Source organism: Rhodopseudomonas faecalis, from assembly GCF_003217325.1.
Taxonomy (GTDB): Bacteria; Pseudomonadota; Alphaproteobacteria; order Rhizobiales; family Xanthobacteraceae; genus Rhodopseudomonas; species Rhodopseudomonas faecalis.
Genome location: NZ_QJTI01000004.1, coordinates 38,659 through 59,809, shown reverse-complemented (window position 1 = coordinate 59,809; position 21,151 = coordinate 38,659). Strand labels below are relative to the sequence as shown.

23 protein-coding genes, 1 tRNA gene and 1 pseudogene are annotated in these 21,151 nt (G+C 66.3%); 8 read left to right on the top strand and 17 right to left on the bottom strand.

Annotation, left to right across the window (positions count from 1 at the left end):
* Window positions 1-167: 167 nt before the first annotated feature.
* The gene (locus BJ122_RS05060) at window positions 168-1,565 is read left to right on the top strand and encodes a cell wall hydrolase (RefSeq protein WP_110780054.1); all 1,398 of its coding nucleotides are present in this window, start codon (window positions 168-170) and stop codon (window positions 1,563-1,565) included.
* A gap of 238 nt (window positions 1,566-1,803) precedes the next feature.
* Here the strand turns inward: BJ122_RS05060 and nadC are convergent, their stop codons facing one another.
* The 3 genes from nadC to nadA all read right to left on the bottom strand — a co-directional run bounded on the left by nadC (window position 1,804) and on the right by nadA (window position 5,574).
* Window positions 1,804-2,682 carry a carboxylating nicotinate-nucleotide diphosphorylase gene (gene nadC / locus BJ122_RS05055; protein ID WP_110780053.1) on the bottom strand — a complete coding sequence of 293 codons (879 nt, stop codon included), beginning with the start codon at window positions 2,680-2,682 and terminating at the stop codon, window positions 1,804-1,806.
* 111 nt (window positions 2,683-2,793) lie between these two features.
* Window positions 2,794-4,401: an L-aspartate oxidase gene (locus BJ122_RS05050; protein WP_110780052.1), complete on the bottom strand. Its 1,608-nt coding sequence runs from the start codon at window positions 4,399-4,401 to the stop codon at window positions 2,794-2,796.
* Window positions 4,402-4,461: 60 nt separating this feature from the next.
* Complete coding sequence (gene nadA, locus BJ122_RS05045; RefSeq protein WP_027278205.1) at window positions 4,462-5,574, bottom strand: quinolinate synthase NadA; 1,113 nt, start codon at window positions 5,572-5,574, stop codon at window positions 4,462-4,464.
* Window positions 5,575-5,981: 407 nt separating this feature from the next.
* On the opposite strand from nadA, the gene acuI reads away from it, so the two are divergent.
* On the top strand, window positions 5,982-6,968 hold the full coding sequence (acuI, locus tag BJ122_RS05040; protein WP_110780051.1) for an acrylyl-CoA reductase (NADPH): 987 nt from the start codon (window positions 5,982-5,984) through the stop codon (window positions 6,966-6,968).
* A 117-nt stretch (window positions 6,969-7,085) separates the two neighbouring features.
* Complete coding sequence (locus BJ122_RS05035) at window positions 7,086-7,670, top strand: hypothetical protein (RefSeq protein WP_110780050.1); 585 nt, start codon at window positions 7,086-7,088, stop codon at window positions 7,668-7,670.
* 301 nt (window positions 7,671-7,971) lie between these two features.
* Here BJ122_RS05035 and BJ122_RS05030 read toward each other — a convergent pair whose 3' ends face one another.
* The 5 genes from BJ122_RS05030 to ygfZ form a co-directional block, all read right to left on the bottom strand.
* Window positions 7,972-8,949, bottom strand: coding sequence for an NUDIX hydrolase (locus tag BJ122_RS05030; protein ID WP_027278202.1), 978 nt, complete (start codon window positions 8,947-8,949; stop codon window positions 7,972-7,974).
* On the bottom strand, window positions 8,946-9,452 hold the full coding sequence (locus BJ122_RS05025) for a tyrosine phosphatase family protein (RefSeq protein ID WP_110780049.1): 507 nt from the start codon (window positions 9,450-9,452) through the stop codon (window positions 8,946-8,948). The genes BJ122_RS05030 and BJ122_RS05025 overlap by 4 nt, the downstream gene beginning before the upstream one ends.
* Before the next feature lie 75 nt (window positions 9,453-9,527).
* The gene (locus BJ122_RS05020) at window positions 9,528-10,139 is read right to left on the bottom strand and encodes a YfbR-like 5'-deoxynucleotidase (protein ID WP_103012447.1); all 612 of its coding nucleotides are present in this window, start codon (window positions 10,137-10,139) and stop codon (window positions 9,528-9,530) included.
* Window positions 10,140-10,231: 92 nt separating this feature from the next.
* Window positions 10,232-10,852 (bottom strand): DNA-3-methyladenine glycosylase I, encoded by a 621-nt coding sequence (locus tag BJ122_RS05015; protein WP_110780048.1) that lies wholly within the window; start codon window positions 10,850-10,852, stop codon window positions 10,232-10,234.
* On the bottom strand, window positions 10,849-11,724 hold the full coding sequence (gene ygfZ, locus BJ122_RS05010; protein WP_110780047.1) for a CAF17-like 4Fe-4S cluster assembly/insertion protein YgfZ: 876 nt from the start codon (window positions 11,722-11,724) through the stop codon (window positions 10,849-10,851). Before ygfZ ends, BJ122_RS05015 begins: the two co-directional genes overlap by 4 nt.
* A gap of 159 nt (window positions 11,725-11,883) precedes the next feature.
* Between ygfZ and BJ122_RS05005 the strand changes: the two genes are divergently transcribed.
* The gene (locus BJ122_RS05005; RefSeq protein ID WP_110780046.1) at window positions 11,884-13,218 is read left to right on the top strand and encodes a dihydroorotase; all 1,335 of its coding nucleotides are present in this window, start codon (window positions 11,884-11,886) and stop codon (window positions 13,216-13,218) included.
* A gap of 320 nt (window positions 13,219-13,538) precedes the next feature.
* On the opposite strand, the gene BJ122_RS05000 is transcribed toward BJ122_RS05005, so the two are convergent.
* The 4 genes from BJ122_RS05000 to BJ122_RS04985 form a co-directional block, all read right to left on the bottom strand.
* Window positions 13,539-13,802, bottom strand: coding sequence for a hypothetical protein (locus BJ122_RS05000; protein WP_110780154.1), 264 nt, complete (start codon window positions 13,800-13,802; stop codon window positions 13,539-13,541).
* 236 nt (window positions 13,803-14,038) lie between these two features.
* Window positions 14,039-14,416: a TIGR02301 family protein gene (locus BJ122_RS04995; RefSeq protein ID WP_103012457.1), complete on the bottom strand. Its 378-nt coding sequence runs from the start codon at window positions 14,414-14,416 to the stop codon at window positions 14,039-14,041.
* Between the two features lie 87 nt (window positions 14,417-14,503).
* A complete protein-coding gene (locus BJ122_RS04990; protein ID WP_110780045.1) occupies window positions 14,504-14,938 on the bottom strand; it encodes an NUDIX hydrolase in 435 nt (144 codons plus the stop codon).
* Between the two features lie 5 nt (window positions 14,939-14,943).
* Complete coding sequence (locus tag BJ122_RS04985) at window positions 14,944-15,447, bottom strand: hypothetical protein (RefSeq protein WP_110780153.1); 504 nt, start codon at window positions 15,445-15,447, stop codon at window positions 14,944-14,946.
* 72 nt (window positions 15,448-15,519) lie between these two features.
* Between BJ122_RS04985 and BJ122_RS04980 the strand changes: the two genes are divergently transcribed.
* On the top strand, window positions 15,520-16,299 hold the full coding sequence (locus tag BJ122_RS04980; protein WP_110780044.1) for an SOS response-associated peptidase: 780 nt from the start codon (window positions 15,520-15,522) through the stop codon (window positions 16,297-16,299).
* A 61-nt stretch (window positions 16,300-16,360) separates the two neighbouring features.
* On the opposite strand, the gene BJ122_RS04975 is transcribed toward BJ122_RS04980, so the two are convergent.
* Entirely contained in the window at window positions 16,361-16,696 is a 336-nt protein-coding gene (locus tag BJ122_RS04975; protein WP_110780043.1) for a hypothetical protein, read from the bottom strand.
* A 335-nt stretch (window positions 16,697-17,031) separates the two neighbouring features.
* Here BJ122_RS04975 and BJ122_RS19405 point away from each other — a divergent pair, with 335 nt between their 5' ends.
* Window positions 17,032-17,202 (top strand): hypothetical protein, encoded by a 171-nt coding sequence (locus BJ122_RS19405; protein ID WP_210205432.1) that lies wholly within the window; start codon window positions 17,032-17,034, stop codon window positions 17,200-17,202.
* Window positions 17,203-17,223: 21 nt separating this feature from the next.
* Here BJ122_RS19405 and BJ122_RS04965 read toward each other — a convergent pair whose 3' ends face one another.
* Genes BJ122_RS04965 through BJ122_RS04955 form a run of 3 tightly spaced genes read right to left on the bottom strand, consistent with a single transcriptional unit; the run spans window position 17,224 to window position 20,130 of the window.
* Window positions 17,224-17,679: a GNAT family acetyltransferase gene (locus tag BJ122_RS04965; RefSeq protein ID WP_181418880.1), complete on the bottom strand. Its 456-nt coding sequence runs from the start codon at window positions 17,677-17,679 to the stop codon at window positions 17,224-17,226.
* Window positions 17,680-17,682: 3 nt separating this feature from the next.
* Entirely contained in the window at window positions 17,683-19,095 is a 1,413-nt protein-coding gene (locus BJ122_RS04960; RefSeq protein WP_110780041.1) for an FAD-binding oxidoreductase, read from the bottom strand.
* Window positions 19,096-19,146: 51 nt separating this feature from the next.
* Window positions 19,147-20,130, bottom strand: a complete 984-nt coding sequence (locus tag BJ122_RS04955; RefSeq protein WP_110780040.1) for an L-threonylcarbamoyladenylate synthase — start codon at window positions 20,128-20,130, stop codon at window positions 19,147-19,149.
* 76 nt (window positions 20,131-20,206) lie between these two features.
* Here BJ122_RS04955 and BJ122_RS04950 point away from each other — a divergent pair.
* A tRNA-Pro gene (locus BJ122_RS04950) sits at window positions 20,207-20,283 on the top strand.
* Window positions 20,284-20,549: 266 nt separating this feature from the next.
* On the opposite strand, the pseudogene BJ122_RS04945 reads toward BJ122_RS04950, so the two are convergent.
* A pseudogene (locus BJ122_RS04945) lies at window positions 20,550-20,675 on the bottom strand (molybdenum storage protein subunit alpha); the annotation flags it as partial.
* A gap of 126 nt (window positions 20,676-20,801) precedes the next feature.
* On the opposite strand from BJ122_RS04945, the gene BJ122_RS19400 reads away from it, so the two are divergent.
* Window positions 20,802-21,038, top strand: a complete 237-nt coding sequence (locus tag BJ122_RS19400) for a hypothetical protein (RefSeq protein ID WP_210205431.1) — start codon at window positions 20,802-20,804, stop codon at window positions 21,036-21,038.
* Window positions 21,039-21,151 lie beyond the last annotated feature (113 nt).

Here is a 21,151-nt window from a genome sequence, read left to right as displayed (position 1 = left end):
TTTACCAAGCTATTCGAGCCACTTCGCCGTTATCACGGCGAGGCTTGCCTGTTGCCCGGATGCATCGCCGGTTAACTCCTCCGCAACTTTAATGGGATATGAACAACACCGATCGAATTGCACATGAGGTGCGCTCGATCGGGTGTAAGCGTTGCGTGAGCGTATCGATGTCAGTCATGCGTAACCGGCCGAAGGGCGCGCGGTTCGCGTCCTTCGGTCTTGGTCTGTGCGGCGTCTTCACCATGGCGCCTTCAGCGATCGGCCATCAGGATATCGCGTCGTTGCTGGCGCGGCAGCCCGGCGTTGCCGAGCGCTGGCAGACCCGCGCGGTCGCCGGCTCCGCGGCCAAGATCCAAGTCGCGACCTTCAGCTTCGGCCGTCCGATCGGCACCGCGGCGCCGCAAAACCCCTGGGCGCGGCTTGCCAGCCTGGAGGCGCTCGGCCCCGATGCATCGCTCGGCCGCAATCCGTTGATGCAGCCGCCGCGCCGCTATGAAGCTTCCGATTTCCCCACCGTCGACCGCACGCTGAAGGGCGACCGGCTTGCCGTCGCCGTGCCGGACCTGCCGACCGCGGAAGGCGTGTCGCCGGAAGGGCAAAGCGACGACGCGGCGACGCCCAACATTGCCGGTGCCAAGAGCGCCGAACAGGCGCCCACGTCCTCCGCGCTTGATCCCGAGCTGGCTGCGGCGCTGCAAGGGCCGCCGCTCAGCCAGTATGACGGCACGCCGCAGCATGAGACGCCGGCGCTCGGCGACAATGGCAGCGAGATCGCGCTGGGCGGCACCACGGTGCAGCCGGCGCACGACAATTTCAGCCTGAAAACCGCGGCGCTGTTCTTCGGCACCGGCTCGATTGGCGATGGCGGCACGCTGGAAAGCTGGCAGCCCGGCGAAGAGCCGACCATCATCGATCCCGACATGAAGAGCACGGCGGCGCCGGACCCGGCGGGGGCTGCCGGCGAGAGCGTCGCCTCCAAGGGTGAAGTCAACGCCGACAATCAACGCAAGAAGACGCCGGCGGAACGGCTCGGCCTGTTCGACGATAAGCTGCGCGCCAAGCATGAGAAGTGCCTGGCCGAGGCGGTGTATTTCGAAGCGCGCGGCGAGGCGGTGCGCGGCCAGATCGCGGTGGCGCAAGTGGTGCTGAACCGCGCGTTCTCCGGCTTCTATCCGAGCAATGTCTGCGGCGTGGTCTATCAGAACAAGCATCGCCGCTACGCCTGCCAGTTCACCTTTGCCTGCGACCGCGTCGCCGATGTGGTGCGCGAGCCCGACATGTGGGACCGCGCCAAGAAGATCGCGAAAGCCACGCTCGACGGCCAGCTCTGGTTGCCGGAAGTCGGCAAGTCGACCCACTACCACGCTTATTGGGTGCGGCCGTCCTGGGTGCACGAGATGAAGAAGATGTACAAATTCGGCGTGCACACCTTCTATCGTCCGCGCAATTGGGGCGATGGCAGCGACGCGCCGAGCTGGGGCAGCCAGGAACAGACCGCGGCGATTTCCGCCAGCCTCGCCGAAGCGGCGAAAAGCTCGGCCGAGATCGAAGCCTCGCGGCGCTGATTTGTAGTCGGCGCGCCGACCACAACATGCAACACGACGTCATTCCGGGGCGCGCCTGTTGGCGCGAACCCGGAATCTCGACGTTTTGGGAATGCGTGTTGTCGCCAGTGTCAGATTCCGGGTTCGCTCGCTGTCGCGAGCGCCCCGGAATGACGGCGGGGGTGAGTCACCAGCGCCCCGGAATGACGGGCTTTGTTCGTGGCTGCTGTTTCGAAGCGACGGATGACGGCTCGACCAACTACACGTCGATATCGAGCGCGACGTCAAAGTTCGGCGCCGAATGGGTCAGTGCGCCGGAGGAGGCGTAGTCGACGCCGGTGGCGGCAATCGCCGCGATCGTGCTTTCGGTGACGCCGCCGGAAGCTTCCAGCGCCACGCGACCATTCGCCATCGCCACCGCCTGCTTGAGCGTCGCGATGTCCATATTGTCGAGCAGCACCGCATCGGCGAGCCCGGTGTCGAGCACCTCGCGCAGCTGATCGAGCGTATCGACCTCGATCTCGATTTTCACCAGATGGCCGATCCGGGCGCGGGCGCGTTCCAGCACCGGGCGCACGCCGCCGGCGACCGCGATGTGGTTGTCCTTGATCAGCACCGCGTCATCGAGGCCGAAGCGGTGATTGAAGCCGCCGCCGCAGCGCACTGCGTATTTCTCCAGCGCGCGCAGACCGGGCGTGGTCTTGCGGGTGCAGCAGATCCGCATCTTGGTGCCCGCGGTGTGGCGCACATAGTTGGCTGTTAGCGTGGCGATGCCGGACAGCCGGCCGACATAGTTGAGCGCGGTGCGCTCGCCGCTCAGCACCGCGCGCGCCGGGCCGGAGATGGTCAGCAGGTTGATGCCGGCCGCGACCGCGGCGCCGTCATGAGCGTGGGCGTGGATCACGACGTCGGGCGCCAGCGCCTTGAAGGTCGCAACCGCGAGCGGCAGCCCGGCGATCACGCCGGCCTGACGCGCCACCAGCACGGCATGGGCCTGCGCGTCGGGCGGAATGGTGACGAGCGAAGTGACATCGCCGGCGCGGCCCAGATCTTCGTCGAGCGCGCGGCGCACCGCCTCGTCGATCACCAGCGGCGACAAGAACGCATCGGGATGCAGCAAAGAGCCAGCAGGGATCATCGAACAATCCAATGGTTGGAAGCGTCGTCCAGCGCGAGGCCGCGGCGTGGAGCGAGCGCGTTGCAGGGCGTGTCGGGCATCGCGGTCCTGAAACGTCAGGACCGCAACGCCCTAAGCGAGGGCAGTGCGCGGGCCGCGCGGCGCGGCCTCGCCGAGCGAGGCCGCGGTAGCGCGGGCGTCGGCGAGTGTGGTCATGGTGCGATCGGCCAGCGTCGGATTTTCGTTCGGATAGTCCGAGCGGCAATGCGCGCCGCGGCTTTCGCGCCGGGTCCAGGCGGCCGCCGCCACCAGCAGAGCGGTGATCGCCATGTTGAGCTGCGCGGTGCTGGTCGCGGCGATCTCCATCGCCGAGAACCGGCGCACCGCGGCGGCGAGGCCGTCGCTGTCGCGGATCACGCCGACCTTGGCGCTCATGGTGTTGCGCAGTTCGGCTTCCTGCGCGGCGCTGAGCGGCGCGCTGCGCAGTGCCGGCAAAGGCTCGGCACGGCGCGGGGGCGCGGCGAATTCACGGCCGCCGATATCCTCGGCGATGCGCGCGGCATAGACCACCGCTTCCAGCAGCGAATTGGAGGCGAGCCGGTTGGCGCCATGCGCGCCGGTGCACGACACTTCGCCCGCGGCCCACAGCCCGCGCAGCGAGGTGCGGCCCTGCATATCCACCGCGACGCCGCCCATGTGGTAATGCGCCGCCGGCGCCACCGGGATCGGCTGCTGCGCCGGGTCGATACCCGCTGATACGCAGCTCTGATACACGGTCGGGAATTCTTCGGCGAAACGCGCGCCGAGCGCGGTGCGGGCGTCGAGGAACGCGCCGCGCCCGGCGGCGATCTCGGCGAACACGCCGCGGGCGACGATGTCGCGCGGCGCCAGCTCGGCGAGCGGATGGCGCGCCGGCATGAACCGCTCGCCAGCACCATTGATCAGCGTACAGCCTTCGCCGCGCAGCGCCTCGGTGGCGAGCGGCGCCGGATCACGGCCGACCATGATCGCGGTCGGATGGAACTGGACGAATTCCGGATCGGCGATCACCGCGCCCGCGCGCGCCGCGATCGCCAGACCCTGGCCGCAGGCTTCGGTCGGATTGGTGGTCACCGCATAGAGATGGCCGATGCCGCCGGTGGCGAGCACCACGGCGCGCGCCGCGACCCGCAGCGGTCGGGTGATATCGGCGCCGGTCTTGCGCAGTTGCAGGCCGATCACCGCGTCGCCATCGGTGAGCAGCGCTTCGGCCAAATAGCCTTCCAGCACGCGAATCGATGGCGTTTCACGCACCGCCTTGATCAGCGCGGTGATGATCGCCTGACCGGCCATATCGCCGCGCACGTGAACGATGCGCCGCGCCGAATGCGCCGCTTCGCGCGACACCGCGAGCCGGCCTTCGAGGTCGCGGTCGAACGGCACGCCATAATCGAGCAGATCGTGGATGCGGGCACCGGCTTCGCGGGCGAGGCGATAGGCCACCGCCTCATCGACCAGACCGGCACCGACCGCGATGGTGTCGGCCGCGTGCGACTCGGCGCTGTCGCCTTCGGCCACCGCGGCGGCGATGCCGCCCTGTGCCCAGGCGGTCGATGCGCCTTCGCCGAGCGGGGCGGCGGTGATCACCGTCACCGGGCGCGGCGCCAGTTTGAGGGCGCAAAACAGTCCGGCGAGGCCGCCGCCGACGATCACGACTTCGGCGGCACCGTCGGCGAGATCAAATTCCGGTTGATCGCTCATGGCGAGATCCAACTCTGTACGCAGCGGCCGGCAAGCGGCCGATTGAGCGCAGAAGCGCGCTCAATTCTTCAGGTTGATCATCCGTTCCACCGAGCGCCGTGCCTTGTCGATCACGGCGGGGTCGATGGTGACTTCCTCGCGCAGGTAGATCAGGCTGTCCAAAATCTTCGGCAGGGTGATCCGCTTCATGTGCGGGCAGAGATTGCAGGGGCGCACCATCTCGACGTCGGGCAGCTCGGCCTGAACATTGTCGGCCATCGAGCATTCGGTGATCATCACCACCCGCGGCGGATGCTCCTTGCGCACCCAGTTGATCATATGCGCGGTCGAGCCGGTGAAATCGGCTTCCGCGATCACGTCCGGCGGGCACTCCGGATGCGCGATGATCTTCACGTCCGGATCGGCTTCGCGATAGGTGCGCAGCTCGTCGCCGGTGAAGCGCTCATGCACTTCGCACGCGCCCTTCCAGGCGATGATCTTGACGTCGGTCTGCGAGGCGACGAAGCGCGCCAGATACTGATCCGGCACCATGATCACGGTATCGACGCCAAGGCTCTCCACCACCTGCACGGCGTTGGAGGAGGTGCAGCAGATATCGACCTCGGCCTTCACCTCGGCGGAGGTGTTGACATAGGCGACTACCGGCACGCCGGGGAACCGCTCGCGCAGCGCGCGCACGTCTTCGCCGGTGATGCTCGCGGCCAGCGAGCAGCCGGCGCGGGAATCCGGAATCAGCACGGTCTTGTCCGGGCTGAGAATCTTGGAGGTCTCGGCCATGAAGTGCACGCCGCACTGCACGATCACATCGGCCTTCACCTTGGTGGCTTCGATCGCGAGCTGCAGCGAGTCGCCGACGATGTCAGAGACGCAGTGGAAGATTTCCGGCGTCTGATAATTGTGCGCCAGCACCACGGCGTTGCGCTCGCGCTTCAATTCGTTGATCGCCTTGATGTAGGGCGCCATCAGCGGCCACTCCACCGGGGTGATCACGTTCTTGACGCGCTCATAGAGATGCGCGGTGGCCCGCTCGACCTCGGGCGTCCATTCCAGCGACGGCATCGGCAGCGCGCGGCCACGCTCCAGCGTGCTGACCGCAGCGCGCGCCCGCGCTTCCTGGCGGCCGGGGACCGGGCGACCGAAATGTTCGGGGCCGTAGATTCCTGCAAGCGCCATCGTACTCTCCATTACAGGTCCTTATATACTCAATCTGAGCATATAGAGGGTCCGAGAAACCCGGCCGTGAGGCCGGTGTGAGCTGCTGCGTTGGGACTGATCTCTCGCGCAGCACCGAGGCGATGTCAGGCTCTTGGAGGTGCCCGCTCAGGCCTTATCCTCATTAAGAGCAAATCAAATATAGCACGATGCGGCCGGGTTCGCCAGATGCCAGGGGTGTAAAATTTGTGACGACAGCCCTGCTTCCCGCCTGGCGCAATTGTCATAACTCGCCTGGGCGGCGCTTGGCCGCAGCGGAGTAGCCCCCACAAGACCGGCTCGGCCCGGTGCGTTGCAGTTCTGATTCCATCTGCCCCGCAAAGCCACTAGTTTGCCTCAGCAACGCGTTCAGACGGGGGAGGAAGCAGGTGGCGACGTTCCGGGCGGTCAGGATCGATAAAGCGGACAAGGGCAGCACGGCGGCGCTGACGGCGTTTGACGAGGCCGAGCTGATGGACGGCGACGTGGTGGTCCGCGTCGAATGGTCCACCGTCAACTACAAGGACGGCCTGGCGCTGACCGGCAAGGCGCCGGTGGTGCGCCGTTTCCCGATGATCGCCGGTATCGATTTTTCCGGCACCGTGCTGTCCTCGTCGCATCCCGACTGGAAGGCGGGCGATCAGGTGATCGGCAATGGCTGGGGCATGGGCGAGACCCATCTTGGCGCTTATGCCGAGCGGGCGCGCGTCAAGGGCGATTGGCTGGTGCGGTTGCCGGACGGAATGTCGGCGCGCGAGGCGATGGCGATCGGCACCGCCGGCTACACCGCGATGCTGAGCGTGCTGGCGCTGGAGCGCCATGGCCTTAATCCGCAATCGGGGCCGGTGGTGGTCACCGGCGCGGCCGGCGGGGTCGGCTCGGTGGCGATCGCGCTCTTGTCCAAGCTCGGCTACCACGTGATTGCCTCGACCGGGCGGCTCGCTGAAGAACCCTATCTGCGCGAGCTCGGCGCTGCTGAAGTGATCGATCGCGCCGAACTGTCCGGCCCGGCCAAGCCGCTCGCCAAGGAGCGCTGGGCGGGCGGCATCGACAGCGTCGGCTCGACCACGCTCGCCAATCTGTTGTCGATGACCAAGTATCGCGGCGCCATTGCCGCTTGCGGGCTGGCCGGCGGCATGGATCTGCCGACCTCGGTGGCGCCTTTCATTTTGCGTGGAGTGTGTCTTTACGGCATCGATTCGGTGATGTGCCCGATCGAGCTGCGCCGGCAGGCCTGGAGCCGGTTGGCGACCGGGTTGGACAAGGAAAAACTGGCTGAAATCACTCAGGAAATACCGCTGGACCAGGTTTTCGACGCCGGCGCCAAGGTGGTGGCCGGCCAGGTGCGCGGCCGAATCGTGGTGAAAATTTCCTGAGGACGTTCAGAATTTACCAACCAAGCTGCTCCAATGTTGCCATGGTGATTATGGTAAGTACCCCGTAAAGAATGAGACTCATTACACGGTCGCTGCAGCAGCGAGTCGGAGTGTGCGATGTATGTGCGTATTTTGATCGGAGCCCTGACTGCCGCAGCGATGGCCGCGCCTGCCTTCGCGGAGATGAACGCGGACGAAGCACGCAAATTCGTCCATGGCAAAGTATTCGCCTTCACCTGTTTTGACGGCACGCGCGGCGCGGGCCGGGTGTTCGAGGATGGCTCGGCGGCTGGTTCGGTGCAGTTCTCGGGCTCAGGTCCGACCCGCTACATGCGGCTGCCCGGCAATACCTTGCAGGTGCGCGGCCAAGCGGTATGCGCGTCGCTGAAGGGCATTCCGTTCGAACCGTGCTTCAATCTCAACAAGCAGGACGACCGCAGCTTCCGCGGCTCGGTGTCCGGCCTGAGCTTCGCCTATTGCGATTTCCGGCAGCAGGGCGCCAGCCCGATGCTGGTGGCGCGCGCCAATGCCCGGCCGCGGGCCCGGCTGCAGCGCACCTCCTATCGCTCGGCGGACGCGACCCCGACCGAGGTGGCGTCGCGGGTGGAAACGCCGCGCGTCGAGGCGGCCCGGCTTGAGCCGGTGCGGGCGGTCGCCACCCCCGCCGATGCCGCTTCGGAACTGCGCCGCTCGACTGATTAGTCGCGGCTAGCGAGGGCGGAGCTGCGATCCGCCCATAATTGCTCCTCCAGTATTGCTTCCACTGATATCATCGGCTGCTGCCAATGACCGTCATGCCCGCGCTGGTCGCGGGCATCGTCGTGTTGGATGCAAACGTTCCAACGAGTCATCGCAAGCGCTGCAACGAGTCATTCCGGGGCGCGCCTATTGGCGCGAACCCGGAATCCCGATCGGCTGGTAACAGCCTTCGCAACAATTTCTGGATTCCGGGTTCGCGCCGCCATGCGGCGCGCCCCGGAATGACGGAGAGTGTGCGCTCAGCTCAGCGCCGGCCGCGCACCCGCAGGCCGGGCGCCGGTCGTTCCTGTAGCACTTCGCGGCGGAACCGGAACAGCGCCGCCGGGCGGCCGCCGGTATGGGTCGCGACTTCGCCGGTCGGCTCCACCAGCGCGCCGGCTTCCACCAGCCGCCGAAAATTCTGCTTGTGCAGATGGCGGCCGGAAATCGCCTCCACGGTGCGCTGTAATTCGGTCAGCGTGAAGTCGGGCGGCAGCAGCTCGAACACCACTGGCCGATATTTCAGCTTGGCGCGCAGCCGCGCGATCGCGGTCGCCAGAATGCGGCGATGATCAAAGCGCATCGGCACGCCGAGCGCCGGCACCTTGCTACGCGCCAGCGCCGCGGGCCGGCCGTCGCGCCGCGCTTCCTCTATCAACCCGGCCTCGTACAACAACTCGTAGCGGTCGAGCACGCGCTCCTCGTCCCATGGCGCGCCGTCGATGCCGAAGAACAGCCGCACCCGATCCTTGCGGCCGAGCGCGCGGGTGGCATCCGGCTGTTCGGCCTGCGCGGCCCAGGCGGTTAGTTCGGGGATGATATCGCGGGCGATGATCTCGGGCTGCGAGGCGCGCCAGTCTTCCCAGGGGAAGTAGCGATACCAGGGCTCGAAGGTGGCGCCCGGCGCGCGCGCGGCGTTGTCGGCGGCGCGGGTCAGCGCCAGATAGCCGATCGAGGCGACGTGCACGTCGGTATCGCCGACCCGCGCATGGCGGCCGCGATCGCCAAACGTGTACAGCTGCTCGACATAGCCGAGCCGCAGCCCGGCCTGTTCTTCCACCCAGGCGCGCAGCCCGATTTCCAGCGTGCGATGCGCGATCGCGTCGAACGGGCCGAATGGCAGCCCGGCCAGGCTGTCGCCATCGCCGCCCGATGCGGTCAGGATCATCGGCTCGTTGCGTTCGATCGCGACGATCGCGGCCGTCAGGCCGATCTCGATCGGGGTCGGCAGTTTCTCGCTCATTCGAGCTCGACGCGGAACGGCGCGCCTTCCAACACCGCGGTGCCCGGGCCGATCGCATCGAGCGCGCGCAGCATGCGCCCCTGGCGGCCGAGCGCGCGGTCGGCCAGCTCCACGATGCGCCGGTTCGGAAAGGCGCTCGGCGATGCTTGCCGGATCTGCCGGGCGATCGTGATTTCGTCGCGGTGCGGGTTGAGCGCGCAGGCGGCCAGGAAGGCGCTGGCGGTCGAGCGGCTGATGCCGGCGTAGCAATGCACCACCAGCGGCGCGGCGCGATCCCAGCCGCGCACGAAATCCAGCACCATGGCGATGTGGTCGAGCGACGGCGCGTTGAAGCCGTCGAGCTCGTCGGTGATGTCGTCCATCTCCACGCGCAGATGATTGGCCTCGGCCACCGAGGCCGGGCGCTGCACCTGCGCGACGCGCGCCATCACGGTCAGCACATGGCTCGCGCCGGTGGCTGCGACGGTCGGATGCAAGGCTGCAAGCGAACAGACGTGGATCATCGGACTCTCTTGGAAATCGGCCCGACTATACAAAGCGGCTCCGCGGGGCGGAAGCCGTCCAAGTCGCGGTAATGCTCAATCGAGCAGGGTCTGGAACCGGGCCAGGAACCGCTTCTCGGCCTTGCCGATCGGCCAGGGCGTCAGCAGATCGGTGCGGATGTCGTCGGGCAGGCCGGGATCGGAGCCGAACAGCCGCTTCGATTCGGTGACGCCGAAGCCGGCAAGCGTGGTGGCCTCGAGATAAGCGGCGCCGCGATCGGCGGCCTTGATGCGCCGCTCCAGCGCCGGATCGATCTCGGCCGGCAGGCCGAAGCGCACATGGATGGCGCCGAGCAGACGCTTCTCCACCTCTTTGTAGGCGCCGCCGATCACCGCCTTGAACGGCGAGATCATGTCGCCGATCACATATTCCGGGGCGTCGTGCAGCATCGCCGCCAAAGCGGCGCTGTGATCATAGCGCGGCGATTTGAGGCGCAGCACCGCCTCGACCAGCAGCGAGTGCTGCGCCACCGAGAAAATATAGGGCCCGTGGGTCTGGCCGTTCCAGCGCGCCACCCGCGCCAGGCCATGGGCGATGTCCTCGACTTCGATATCGAGCGGCGACGGATCGAGCAGATCGAGCCGGCGGCCGGACAGCATCCGCTGCCAGGCGCGCGGCGCGGAGGAGGACGAACGTGACGAGGACATGGCGGAACAGCAACGCTTGCGAATGATGCGGCACGGCATAGCACGAAGCTGGCCGCGGCCAATACCATTTCACCGCATGATCTGTGACAGCGCTAACGCGGCGACGGGCGCGGCCTGTTGAGCGCGGCGCAGCGCTGGTGACAGACGCAATCGACCAGATGATCGTTGACGAGCCCGGTGGCCTGCATGAACGCATAGACGATGGTCGGGCCGACGAATTTGAAGCCGCGCCGCGTCAGTTCCTTGGAGACCTGCGCCGATAGCGGCGTCGAGGCCGGCACGCTGGTGGTGGTCTTGAAGTGATTGATCTGCGGCGTGCCGCCGACAAAGTCCCACAGCAGCGCGGAAAAGCCCGGGCCGTGCGCCATGATGTCGAGATAGCTGCGCGCGCTGGTGATTGTGCCGACGATCTTGGCACGGTTGCGAACGATGCCGACGTCGTTCATCAGCGCCTGCACCTTGTCGTCGCCATAGCGCGCGATTTTTTCCGGATCAAAGCCGTCGAAGGCGCGGCGGAAATTGTCGCGCTTGCGCAAGATGGTGATCCACGACAGCCCGGCCTGAAAACCGTCCAGGATCAGTTTTTCAAACAGCGCGCGGTCGTCATATTCCGGCACGCCCCATTCCTGATCGTGATAGGCGATGTAGAACGGGTCGTCGCCCGGCCAGGGACAGCGCGTCACGCCGTCGGGATGGAGCCGCGGCTCGCTCATGAAGGCGTCCGTGCCGGCGCTGATGGCTGCTCGATGTCATCGATCAGCCGCAGCGTGACATCGCCGGCATGGAGCCGCGCCCCGGCCGCATCAGTGAGCTTGTCGATGCGCAGCAGCGCCAGCGCGCAGCCCTCGGCGGCGGAGCCGAGCTGGCCGACCGGCTTGTCGTCGGCGAGCACCTCGCTGCCCGGTGATGGCGCCGCGCCGTCATAGCCAAGCCGCAGCGTGCGGGTGCGCGCCGTGCCGCGGTGCTGCATGCGCGACACCACTTCCTGGCCGACATAACAGCCCTTGCCGAAATCGACGCCGCTCAGCCGGTCCATATTGGCTTCGTGCGGGAAGGCATCGCCATAGTGGAAATCGACGCCGCCCTCCGGCACGCCGCAGCGAATCCGGTGCGCGTGATAGGCCGCGGGCTCGCGCCATTCGGCCTTGAGCGCCGCGGCGGTTTTGGTCGCCAGCTCCTGCGGCAAGAGGCCGCGCCAGCCCAGCTTTGGGCTGCGCGGATCGGCAAAGCCGCCCTCGGGCGGCGGCGACGGCGTGCCGTCCCAGATCGCCAGCACGCCGAGCCGGTCCGACAGGTTCTCCACTGACACCTTGGCGCGCAGCTTGTAGAAATTCAGTTTGCTGGTCAGCGCGGCCGCGAGCGCGCCGCTGCAATCGAGCAGAAAGCCGCCGTCATCGGCAGCCGGCAATTCGGTGATCAGGAAATCGGCGATGATCTTGCCCTGCGGCGTCAGCAGCGCGCCATAGCGGCCCTGGCCCGGCTGCGCCTTGGTCATGTCGGTCGAGACCAGGCCGTTGAGGAAATGCCGTGCATCGTCGCCGCTGATCTTCACAACGCCGCGGTCGGCGAGGAACGCTGCCTTCATGCTGAACTCTCAATGCGCGGCGCTGGCCGCTACGCTGCCAATATCCTGGTGCGGATGGTCGCAGCCAAGTTAAGCAGCTAGATTGGCGGCAACAAGACGTTGTCCGCAACAACACCTGCCCCATATCTGCACTGCCTAGCTGCCAGCCGCCGAGGACCGATGACACAGCGTTTCGACACGATTTTGAAATCCGGCACCATCGTCAACCAGGATGGGGAGGGCGTCGGCGACATCGGCATTCGTGATGGCCGGATCGCCGCGATCGGCGCGCTCGGCCAGGCATCGGCCGGCGAGGTGGTGGATTGCACCGGGCTGCATCTCTTGCCAGGCGTGATCGATACCCAGGTGCATTTCCGCGAGCCCGGCCTGACCCACAAGGAAGATCTGGAAAGCGGTTCGCTCAGCGCCGTGATGGGCGGCGTTACCGCGGTGTTCGAAATGCCGAACACCAATCCGCTCACCGTCACCGCCGACGCGCTCGCCGACAAGGTGAGGCGCGGCCAGCATCGCATGCATTGCGACTTTGCGTTCTTCATCGGCGGCACCCGCGACAATGTCGCCGAGCTGCCAGAGATCGAGCGCATGCGCGGCTGCGCCGGCGTCAAAGTGTTCATCGGTTCATCAACCGGCAGCCTGCTGGTGGAGGACGATGAGGGCCTGCGCCAGATTCTGGCGGTGATCCAGCGCCGCGCCGCGTTCCACGCCGAGGACGAATATCGCCTCAACGCGCGCAAGGATCTGCGCATCGAGGGCGATCCGCGCTCGCATCCGGTGTGGCGCGATGAGATCGCAGCGCTGACCGCGACGCAGCGGCTGGTGAAGCTGGCGCGCGAGGCCGGCAAGCGCATTCACGTGCTGCACGTCTCGACCCGCGACGAGATTGAGTTTCTGCGCGACCATAAGGACGTCGCGACCTGCGAGGTGACGCCGCATCATCTGACGCTGGCGGCGCCGGAATGTTACGAACGGCTCGGTACGCGCGCGCAGATGAACCCGCCGGTGCGCGACGGCGCGCATCGCGACGGGCTGTGGCGCGGCATCGCGCAAGGGATCGTCGATGTGATCGGCTCCGATCACGCGCCGCATACGCTGGAAGAAAAGGCCAAGAGCTATCCGGCCTCGCCGTCGGGCATGACCGGCGTGCAGACCGTGGTGCCGCTGATGCTCGATCACGTCAACGCCGGCAAGCTGTCGCTGGCGCGCTTTGTCGATCTCACCAGCGCCGGCCCGGCGCGGATCTACGACATCGCCAGCAAGGGCCGGATCGCGGCCGGCTATGACGCCGACATCACGGTGGTCGATCTCAAGCGCAGCGAGACCATCACCAATGCCTGGACCGCCTCGCGCGTCGGCTGGACGCCTTATGACGGACTGCGCGTCACCGGCTGGCCGGTCGGCACCATCGTGCGTGGCCGCCGGGTGATGTGGCAGGGCGAATTGGTGACGCCGGCGATCGGCGAGCCGGTGCGGTTTCTGGAAACGCTGAAGGCGTAATACCAGCGGCCCCCACCATTGCCCGTCATGCCCGCGCTTGTCGCGGGTATCCACGTCTTAAAAGCGCTGCCGGATCAAAGACGTGGATGGCCGGGACGGAGCCCGGCCATGACGTGCGGAGAGGCTTTTATCACCCGCCGTTGGTACAATGCGCAGCGCTCAGCAGGTCGCGGCCGGGCTGGCGGTCCCGATAGCAAGCGCAACGAAGCAATCCACGGCCCAGTGCCTTGAGCCCTGCATTGCTTCGTCGCTGCTGTCCTCGCTCTGACGAGACGAGGGCGGGCTCGCTTCCAAAAATGAAAGTTGGAAAATCGCGGCGCTTACTGACGCGCCAGCGCGATCGAGAATTCGCCGTGGCGGACCCGGGTGGACAGACCTTCCACAAAGGTCGCCACCGCGTCCTCGCCATAGGTGCTGACCAGTTCCGCGAGTGCCGCGAACAGGCTGGCCTGCGCCAAGCAGTCCCCATCGACCCCGTCATGGCGGGCTTCCGCCCAGGCTTCGTTCAGATAGCTGAGTGCTGCCTGCTTCTGTTCGTGATCGTGCAGCGGCTCGCGGGTGGAAAAGGACGATTGCTGGCTCATGAAACTCAACAGGCTGAAGCTGCGACCCGGGCGGGCCGTGGAATGACCGAGCATTAGCACGCGGCAGCCGCCACGGCAGGCCAGTTCTTTAGGAAAGGTTAACGGCGGGGCCAGTGATCCACAGCCCGACCACAGTACCGCACACCAAGTTGCGCCGCCGGGGACGTTGTGGCGGTTTAAGGCCTTGATGTTGTGAGTGTTGTTCGGCTGGGGCCGGACGGGAGCGGAAACCGGCTTCAGTTGGCGTAACGCGCGGTCAGGTCGCGCGAGATTTTGGAGCCTTCTTCCAGATAGCGGCGAATCGCCAAATCAGCAGCCGGCGTGCAGCTGCGATAGGTGGTCTGGAAGCCGTTATAGCCGCGGTTGAAACCGGCGATCATCCGGGTGCGCCGTTCGCCGGACGGCGTCTCGGCGTCGATCAGCGCCTGCATTTCGGCGCGCCATTTGGCGCCTTCATTGCTGCCGCAGATGCCGCGCAGATAATGCAGCGCGCCAAGAATCTCGGCGAGCCGCTGCAGATCGGCGTCAAACGGCGCCGCAGCCTCCTGGGCACGCGCCGGCGAGGCGAGGCAGGCGGCGAGCATCAGCACAATGGCGGCAAGGCGAGACAGCATGCGCAGGTCCAACGGAGCCTGATCCCGCGGCGGCCGGGGTCAGGGTGGCCTGATATGCAACGCGGGCTCCCCCCGCGCAAGCCATGGTTAAAGGCCGAGCAGCTTTGCGGCGTCCGCCACCATCGCGGGCAGACCGTCGGTATGCGCCAGCGTGGTGAGTTCGCCGGGCGCGATCCAGCGGAACGCGTCGAGTTCCTCATTGAGCTGCGGTTCGCCGGCGTGCCAGCGGGCGGCAAAGGTCATGATCAGATAATGGCCGGGGTGCTTTGGCCCCGGCAGCACCTCGCGCCAGCCGGCCAGTGCCACGATCTCGATCGACAGCCCGGTTTCCTCGGCCACCTCGCGGTGCAGCGCCTCGGTCAGCGCCTCGCCATATTCGACCTTGCCGCCCGGCAGCGAGAATAGATGCTGGCCTGGCGGACGGGCGCGGCGCACCACCAGCAGCTCGGTTTTGCGAAAAATCGCGCCGCTGACCGCAAGCAGCGGCCGCCGCGGCACCGTGTCCACGGGAACCGTCGTCATCGGCGTCAATGCGCCATGATGTAATCGACGTCGGCGGCGCTGCCCTGGCCGTTGATGATACCGCCGGCGCGGCCGATCATCGGCTTGATCCAGCGCACCGCATGTTCCGCCAGCACGGCGCGGGTCCAGTCGTGCTTGACCTCGCGCATCGCGTTGCCCACCTCGGTGAGGATCACCGTCATGTTGTTGGTCAGGTCGTCGAAATCGGCGCGGATCCCCGGATCGGCGTTCTCATAGGCGTAGATCGCCAGATCGCGGGCCTTGAAATTCGACGCGGTGAAATGTTCGGCATAGCTGAGCGGCTGCCAGGCAAGAAAATCCTCAAAGCACTCCGGCATGTCCGGAATCATTTCCAGCAGCATCACCGCTTCATTGAAATGATTGAGGTAGTCGGTGGCCAGGCAGGTCTGCGGATTGATGTTGGCTGCTGCCAGCTGCGCCGCCCACGCCTCGTCATTGCCGGCGCTGGTCGGCGCTGGACAAGCAGGAGGCGCCGCTTGGAGTGACATGGTCGACATTGTCGGCATTGTGGGCACGATCGGTTAAAGGGGACTGAACATGGCGTTGCCCGGGGACCTGTGATGTGCGGTCGGTTTGTGATCACCTCGCCGCCCGCGGCGATACGGCTGGTGTTTGGCTATCAGGAACAGCCTAATTTTCCGCCTCGGTATAATGTGGCGCCGACCCAGCCGATCCCAGTGGTGCTGGTCGATCATGGCATCCGCCAGTTCCAACTGATGCGCTGGGGCTTGATGCCGTCCTGGGTCAAGGACCCGCGCCAGTTCGCGCTGCTGATCAACGCCCGCGCCGAAACCGTGCTCGACAAGCCGGCGTTTCGTGGCGCGATGCGGCGCCGGCGCTGCGTGGTGCCGGCCGACGGTTATTACGAATGGCAGCGGCGCGGCGCCCGCAAGCAGCCTTATTTCATCCACCCGAGCGATGGCGCGCCGCTGGCGCTGGCGGCGCTCGCGGAAACCTGGGTCGGCCCGCATGGCGAGGAGGTCGATACTGTGGCGATCATCACCGCGGCGGCCAGCGCGGCGATGGCGGTGCTGCACGACCGGGTGCCGGTGACGATCGCAGCCGGCGATCTCGATCGCTGGCTCGATTGCGCCACGGTGTCGGCCGAAGAGGCCGCCGAGCTGCTACACGCGCCGCCGGACGGCACGTTGCTGTGGCACCCGGTATCGACCGAGGTCAACAATGTCGGCAATGACCATGCCGGGCTGATCGAGCCGGTCGCTGATCCGGCCGAGCTGCCGCAGGAGCCGTCGCCGCAATCTGCCAAAAAGATCAGCACATCAAGACCCGCGCGGCGCCGCAAACGTGCCGCGCCGGATGGGCAGGGCTCGTTGTTTTGAGAACTCGTTGTTCTGAAATGATCAGTCCGAGGTGATCGGCTCTCAGGCGATACGCCGAGTGTCAGACGACGTGGTCGTGCTGATATGCAAACCGGGCGACGATGCAGGCGTGAACATGGTCGTCGAGCGGGATCGAATGTTCTTCGGCGATGCGCCCGGACGCACGTTGCAACGCCTCGTACATGCGGAAGTATTTTTCGGGAGCACGCGGCAAGTCAGCAAACGGCTCCTTGCCGTGGCTGAGCGACAATTCAGCCTGAATTGCCAGCACGGCTTCCATCTCATCCTTGAGCGCGTCCAGGGTCGGGGCTTCGGCGGCGATGTCGTGCTCGAGGCACTGCGCGCACCACACCTCATCCTGCTGAAAGAGGACCGCTCTGATACCGATGCTGTTCATCTTGCGCGCCCCAGGGGACTGGAACGAACCAATAATGCTCGCGATTGTTCCAACTAGCCGGCGCATGATGACGACCTGCGGTTAAGGTTTCTTGAGCACGAACACCAGCCACTCAGAACCAACAGCAAAGCTCCCCCGGGACGGGGAGACCGACCAGCAGTCGGTCCAGTTCGCTGATTTTGTGGCATGAATAGCAGGTTGTTCCAAGTTGATTCTTCAACCAGGTCGAGTGCCGGATGCCGCCAAGGCTGCCATCATTGCCAACGCTCGCGCAGTTTTTGGACGAGGCGAGGAGGATCGGCTGCAAGCAAAGGTTTGTTCGGGGACGTTTGGTCTTGGAGCATCCTTCCGGCAATACGTCCGTGGTGGTGAAGAGGATGCTGCCGACCGAACAGCTCACTCAGTTCTACACCGAGTACCTCAGCCGTATCCTTGGCGTCACGAAATTCGTCGGCGTCCGCGAGCCTCGACCCAACTGGGTGCCAAGTAGCGACGAAGAAAACTAGTGCAGATGACTGCCGCCGGCGCTACGGCGTCAGTGGGCAGCCATCGAGCCATTTGGCGTAGACGATGCGCTCTTGCACGCCATAGCCGAGCGTCTCGTAAAACGCCTGCACCTTGGTGTTTTCCGGCCGCACCAACAGCTGCATCTTGACGATGTCGCGCTGCCGCAGCCAGTGTTCGGCGGCCTCCATGATGGCGCGGCCAAAACCCTGCTGGCGATGCGCGGGGTCGACCGCGACGTAATACACCCAGCCGCGATGGCCCTCATGGCCGACCATTGCGGTGGCGACGATCGCCTCGCCAGCACGGCCGATCAGCACCTCGGAATTATCGCCGCGCCTTGCCAGCGCGATATCGGCGGCGGGATCGTTCCAGGGCCGGGTCAGGCCGCAGTCTTGCCACAGCGCCACCACGGCGGAAATGTCGTCGTCGTTGATCGGCGCAATCACCAGCGCCGCTTTGGTCGTCACGCGATCCATGCCTCACAGCACCTTACCCGGGTTCATGATGCCGAGCGGATCGAGCGTTGCTTTGATCGACCGCATCAGCGCCATCGCCACCTTGTCCTTCACCATCGGCAGTTCGTCGCGCTTCAGCACGCCGATGCCGTGTTCTGCCGAGATCGAACCGCCGAGCTGCTGCACGATCGCGAACACCACGGCGTTGACCTCATGCCAGCGCGCCAGGAACGCCGCTGCGTCGGCGCCGACCGGCTGGCTGACGTTGTAGTGGATATTGCCATCACCGAGATGACCGAACGGCACCGGCCGCGCGCCGGGGATGAGCCGCGTCACCGCGTCGTTGGCCTGTTCGATGAAAGCCGGCACCGCTGCGACCGGCACCGAGACGTCGTGCTTGATCGAGCCGCCTTCCGGCTTCTGCGATGGCGAAATCTCTTCGCGCAGCTTCCAGAATGCCGCGCGCTGGCTGAGGCTTTCGGCGATCACCGCATCGTCGATCACCTCTTGCTCGAGCGCCGCGGTCAGGATCGCTTCCAGCGTGTCGCGGGCGTCGCTGCGCGGCGATGATACTTCCAGCAGCACGTACCAGGGATGGCGGCCGGAAAGCGGATCGCGATTGCCGATCGCGACGCTGAAGCGCACCGCGATCTCGGCGATCAGTTCAAAGCTGGTCAGTTCGCTGGCCGCGGCGTCGCGGGCGAGCTGCAACAGCGTCAGCGCGTGCTGCGGCGAGCGCAGCCCGACAAAGGCGGTCGCCACCGCGCGCGGCTTGGGAAACAGTTTGAGCGTCGCCGCGGTGATGATGCCGAGCGTGCCCTCGGCGCCGATGAACAGGTCGCGCAGATCGTAGCCGGTGTTGTCCTTCTTGAGCTTGGACAGACCGTTCAGCACCCGGCCATCGGCCAGCACCACTTCCAGGCCGAGCGCCATGTCGCGCGCCAGCCCATAGGCCAGCGCCGCGGTGCCGCCGGCATTGGTCGACAGATTGCCGCCGATCGTGCAGCTGCCCTGCGCGCCGAGCGAAAGCGGAAACAGCCGGTCGGCCGCCGCGGCGTGCTCCTGGGCGTGTTGCAGGATCATGCCGGCTTCCACCGTCATGGTGTTGGACGCGAGGTCGAGTTCGCGCAGCCGGTCCATGCGCTTGAGCGACACCACCACCTCGCCATTGAGCGGGGTCTGGCCGCCGACCAGCCCGGTATTGCCGCCCTGCGGCACCAGCGCGATCCGCTCAGCGCTGGCGAGCCGGCAGATCGCCGCGACCTCCTCGGTCGAGCCCGGGCGCAGCACCAGCGGCGAGCGGCCGGGGAAGCGGGCGCGGTCCTCGGCGATATAGGGCGCGAGATCGGCCGGCGCGGTCAGCGCCTGGTTGGGGCCGACGATCGCGGCAAAGCGGGCGATCAGCTCCGGCGACAGCGAGGGCGGGGGGACGGTCATGGCGCTTCCACGGCTGTTGATGGCTGGGACTGGGATCAATCCGGATCGGTGTCAGGGCCGCGGCGCCGCGGCGCGCGCCAGCCGGTCGTTGATCGCCTCGCCGAGCCCATGGGTCGGCACAGGCATCACCGCGATGCCGATCGGGCTTTTGCCGTCGAGCGCACGCAGATAGCCGAACAGATGGGCGGCGGCCTCCGTGAGGTCGCCGGTTTCCGACAAGTTAAGCACACGCGACGCGGCCTCGCTGCCCGGCGGCAGCGGCTGGCCGAACGCCAGCAGCGCTTCGCCGGGCGTGACCGAGCTGGCATTGAGCCGCACCGCGCTGCGCGGCGCGTAGTGCGACGACAGCATGCCGGGCGCCAGCGGCGCGGCACCGGCCGGCGCCTGCGGCTGCGCCAGCGGCGCGCCCAGCACGGCCTCGATCGCTTCGCGCGGCACCCCGCCCGGGCGCAGCAGCACCGGCGTGTCGAAACAGCCGACGATGGTCGATTCCACCCCGACGGTGACCGGCCCGCCATCGACGATCAGATCGATGCGGCCATCGAGGTCGCCATGAACATGGGCGGCGGTGGTCGGCGACACGTGACCGGAGCGATTCGCCGACGGCGCCACCACCGGCCGGCCGAGCGCGCGCAGTATCGCCTGCGCCACCGGATGGGCCGGCACGCGAATCGCGACGGTGCCGAGACCGGCAGTCGCCAGCTCCGCGACGGTGCATGATTCGGTTTTCGGCACCACCAGGGTCAGCGGACCGGGCCAGAAGCTCTGCGCCAGCTGCAAGGCTGCCGGGCCGAACCGGCCGATTCGCTGCGCAGCCTCCAGATCCGCGACATGGGCGATCAAAGGATTGAACGCCGGCCGCGCCTTGGCCTGATAAAGCCGCGCAATCGCCGCGCCATTGGTGGCATCGGCGCCGAGCCCGTAAACGGTTTCGGTCGGAAACGCCACCAAACCGCCGCCGCGCAGGCAGCTGTTGGCGGTTTGCACCGCCTGGTCGGAGGCGGGGAGCACGGCGGTGGTCAGATCGACAGTCATCAAATCATTTGTCCATTTTCTCGATTCAACGTCTTGCACACTCCGAAAGCCGAGGCTATAAGCCGGGCCTCGCTGTCGGAGTGTGGCTCAGCCCGGTAGAGCACTGCGTTCGGGACGCAGGGGTCGCAGGTTCAAATCCTGCCACTCCGACCAGTTCAGCCTTTCCCGACAGGCTATCAATTCCAAACACCATCGCTGTTATCGTCCTCGCCGCGCGTGAAGCCGCGTTGTAGCGCATTTCGCTGGGGAGTCACGCCGCGTGCCGGCTTGCTTGGCCGGCGTTGGCCCGTGGTGGCGTGCTGCAAGCTGTCCATGCGTTTTGCGCAGGTCTTACGGACCGCATCCCGCCGCAACGACAAGGGCGCCCAAGCGGCAGCTCAGGCGCCCTGCGAGATCGTTGCTTCAGCCGCTTGCGAAGATCAGCTTGGCCGGGCCGCGGTGTGGATCAGCGTGCCGACATGTTCGCCGCGCAGCGCCGCGGTGAGGTTGCCGGCTTTCAGCCCATTCACCACCTGCACGCGCTCGATATGGCGGGCAGTTAGCATCGGCGCTGCACGGCGATTTGCAATGGTGAGTGATCAGCGCTGATCGAGCGTTGAGTTCACTCCGTTGCTTGGTGAGGAGCTGATCCGCGCCATGGTTCGCGCTATGCGCGATTGTCCAGCGCAGCGATGCGTAACTACATGATCTTTCGCTGTGTTATCGAGTTGCCGGCAATAACGCCTGGAGCGGTAATGCCATCTGCATCAGCTAATTGGGCTGTCATCGATCAGCGCGGCGGCATGCGATCGAGCACCGGCTCGGCACTGCTGACGGCTGAACACGGTGAAGCTTTGCCGCTGCACTGGCTGACAACCCGATCACTATTTGCTGATCAGGGCCGACTCCCGGTCGGAAAGCAGGGCTGATAGTTTGGGCGGGTTCGCCCTGCGAGCGAAATACTGCCGATTTTCGTCGCTACGCTGCCGCGTAAAGCGTCACAATCGCTGCGGAGGGTGTTTTGACACCATTTTGCCGCGGC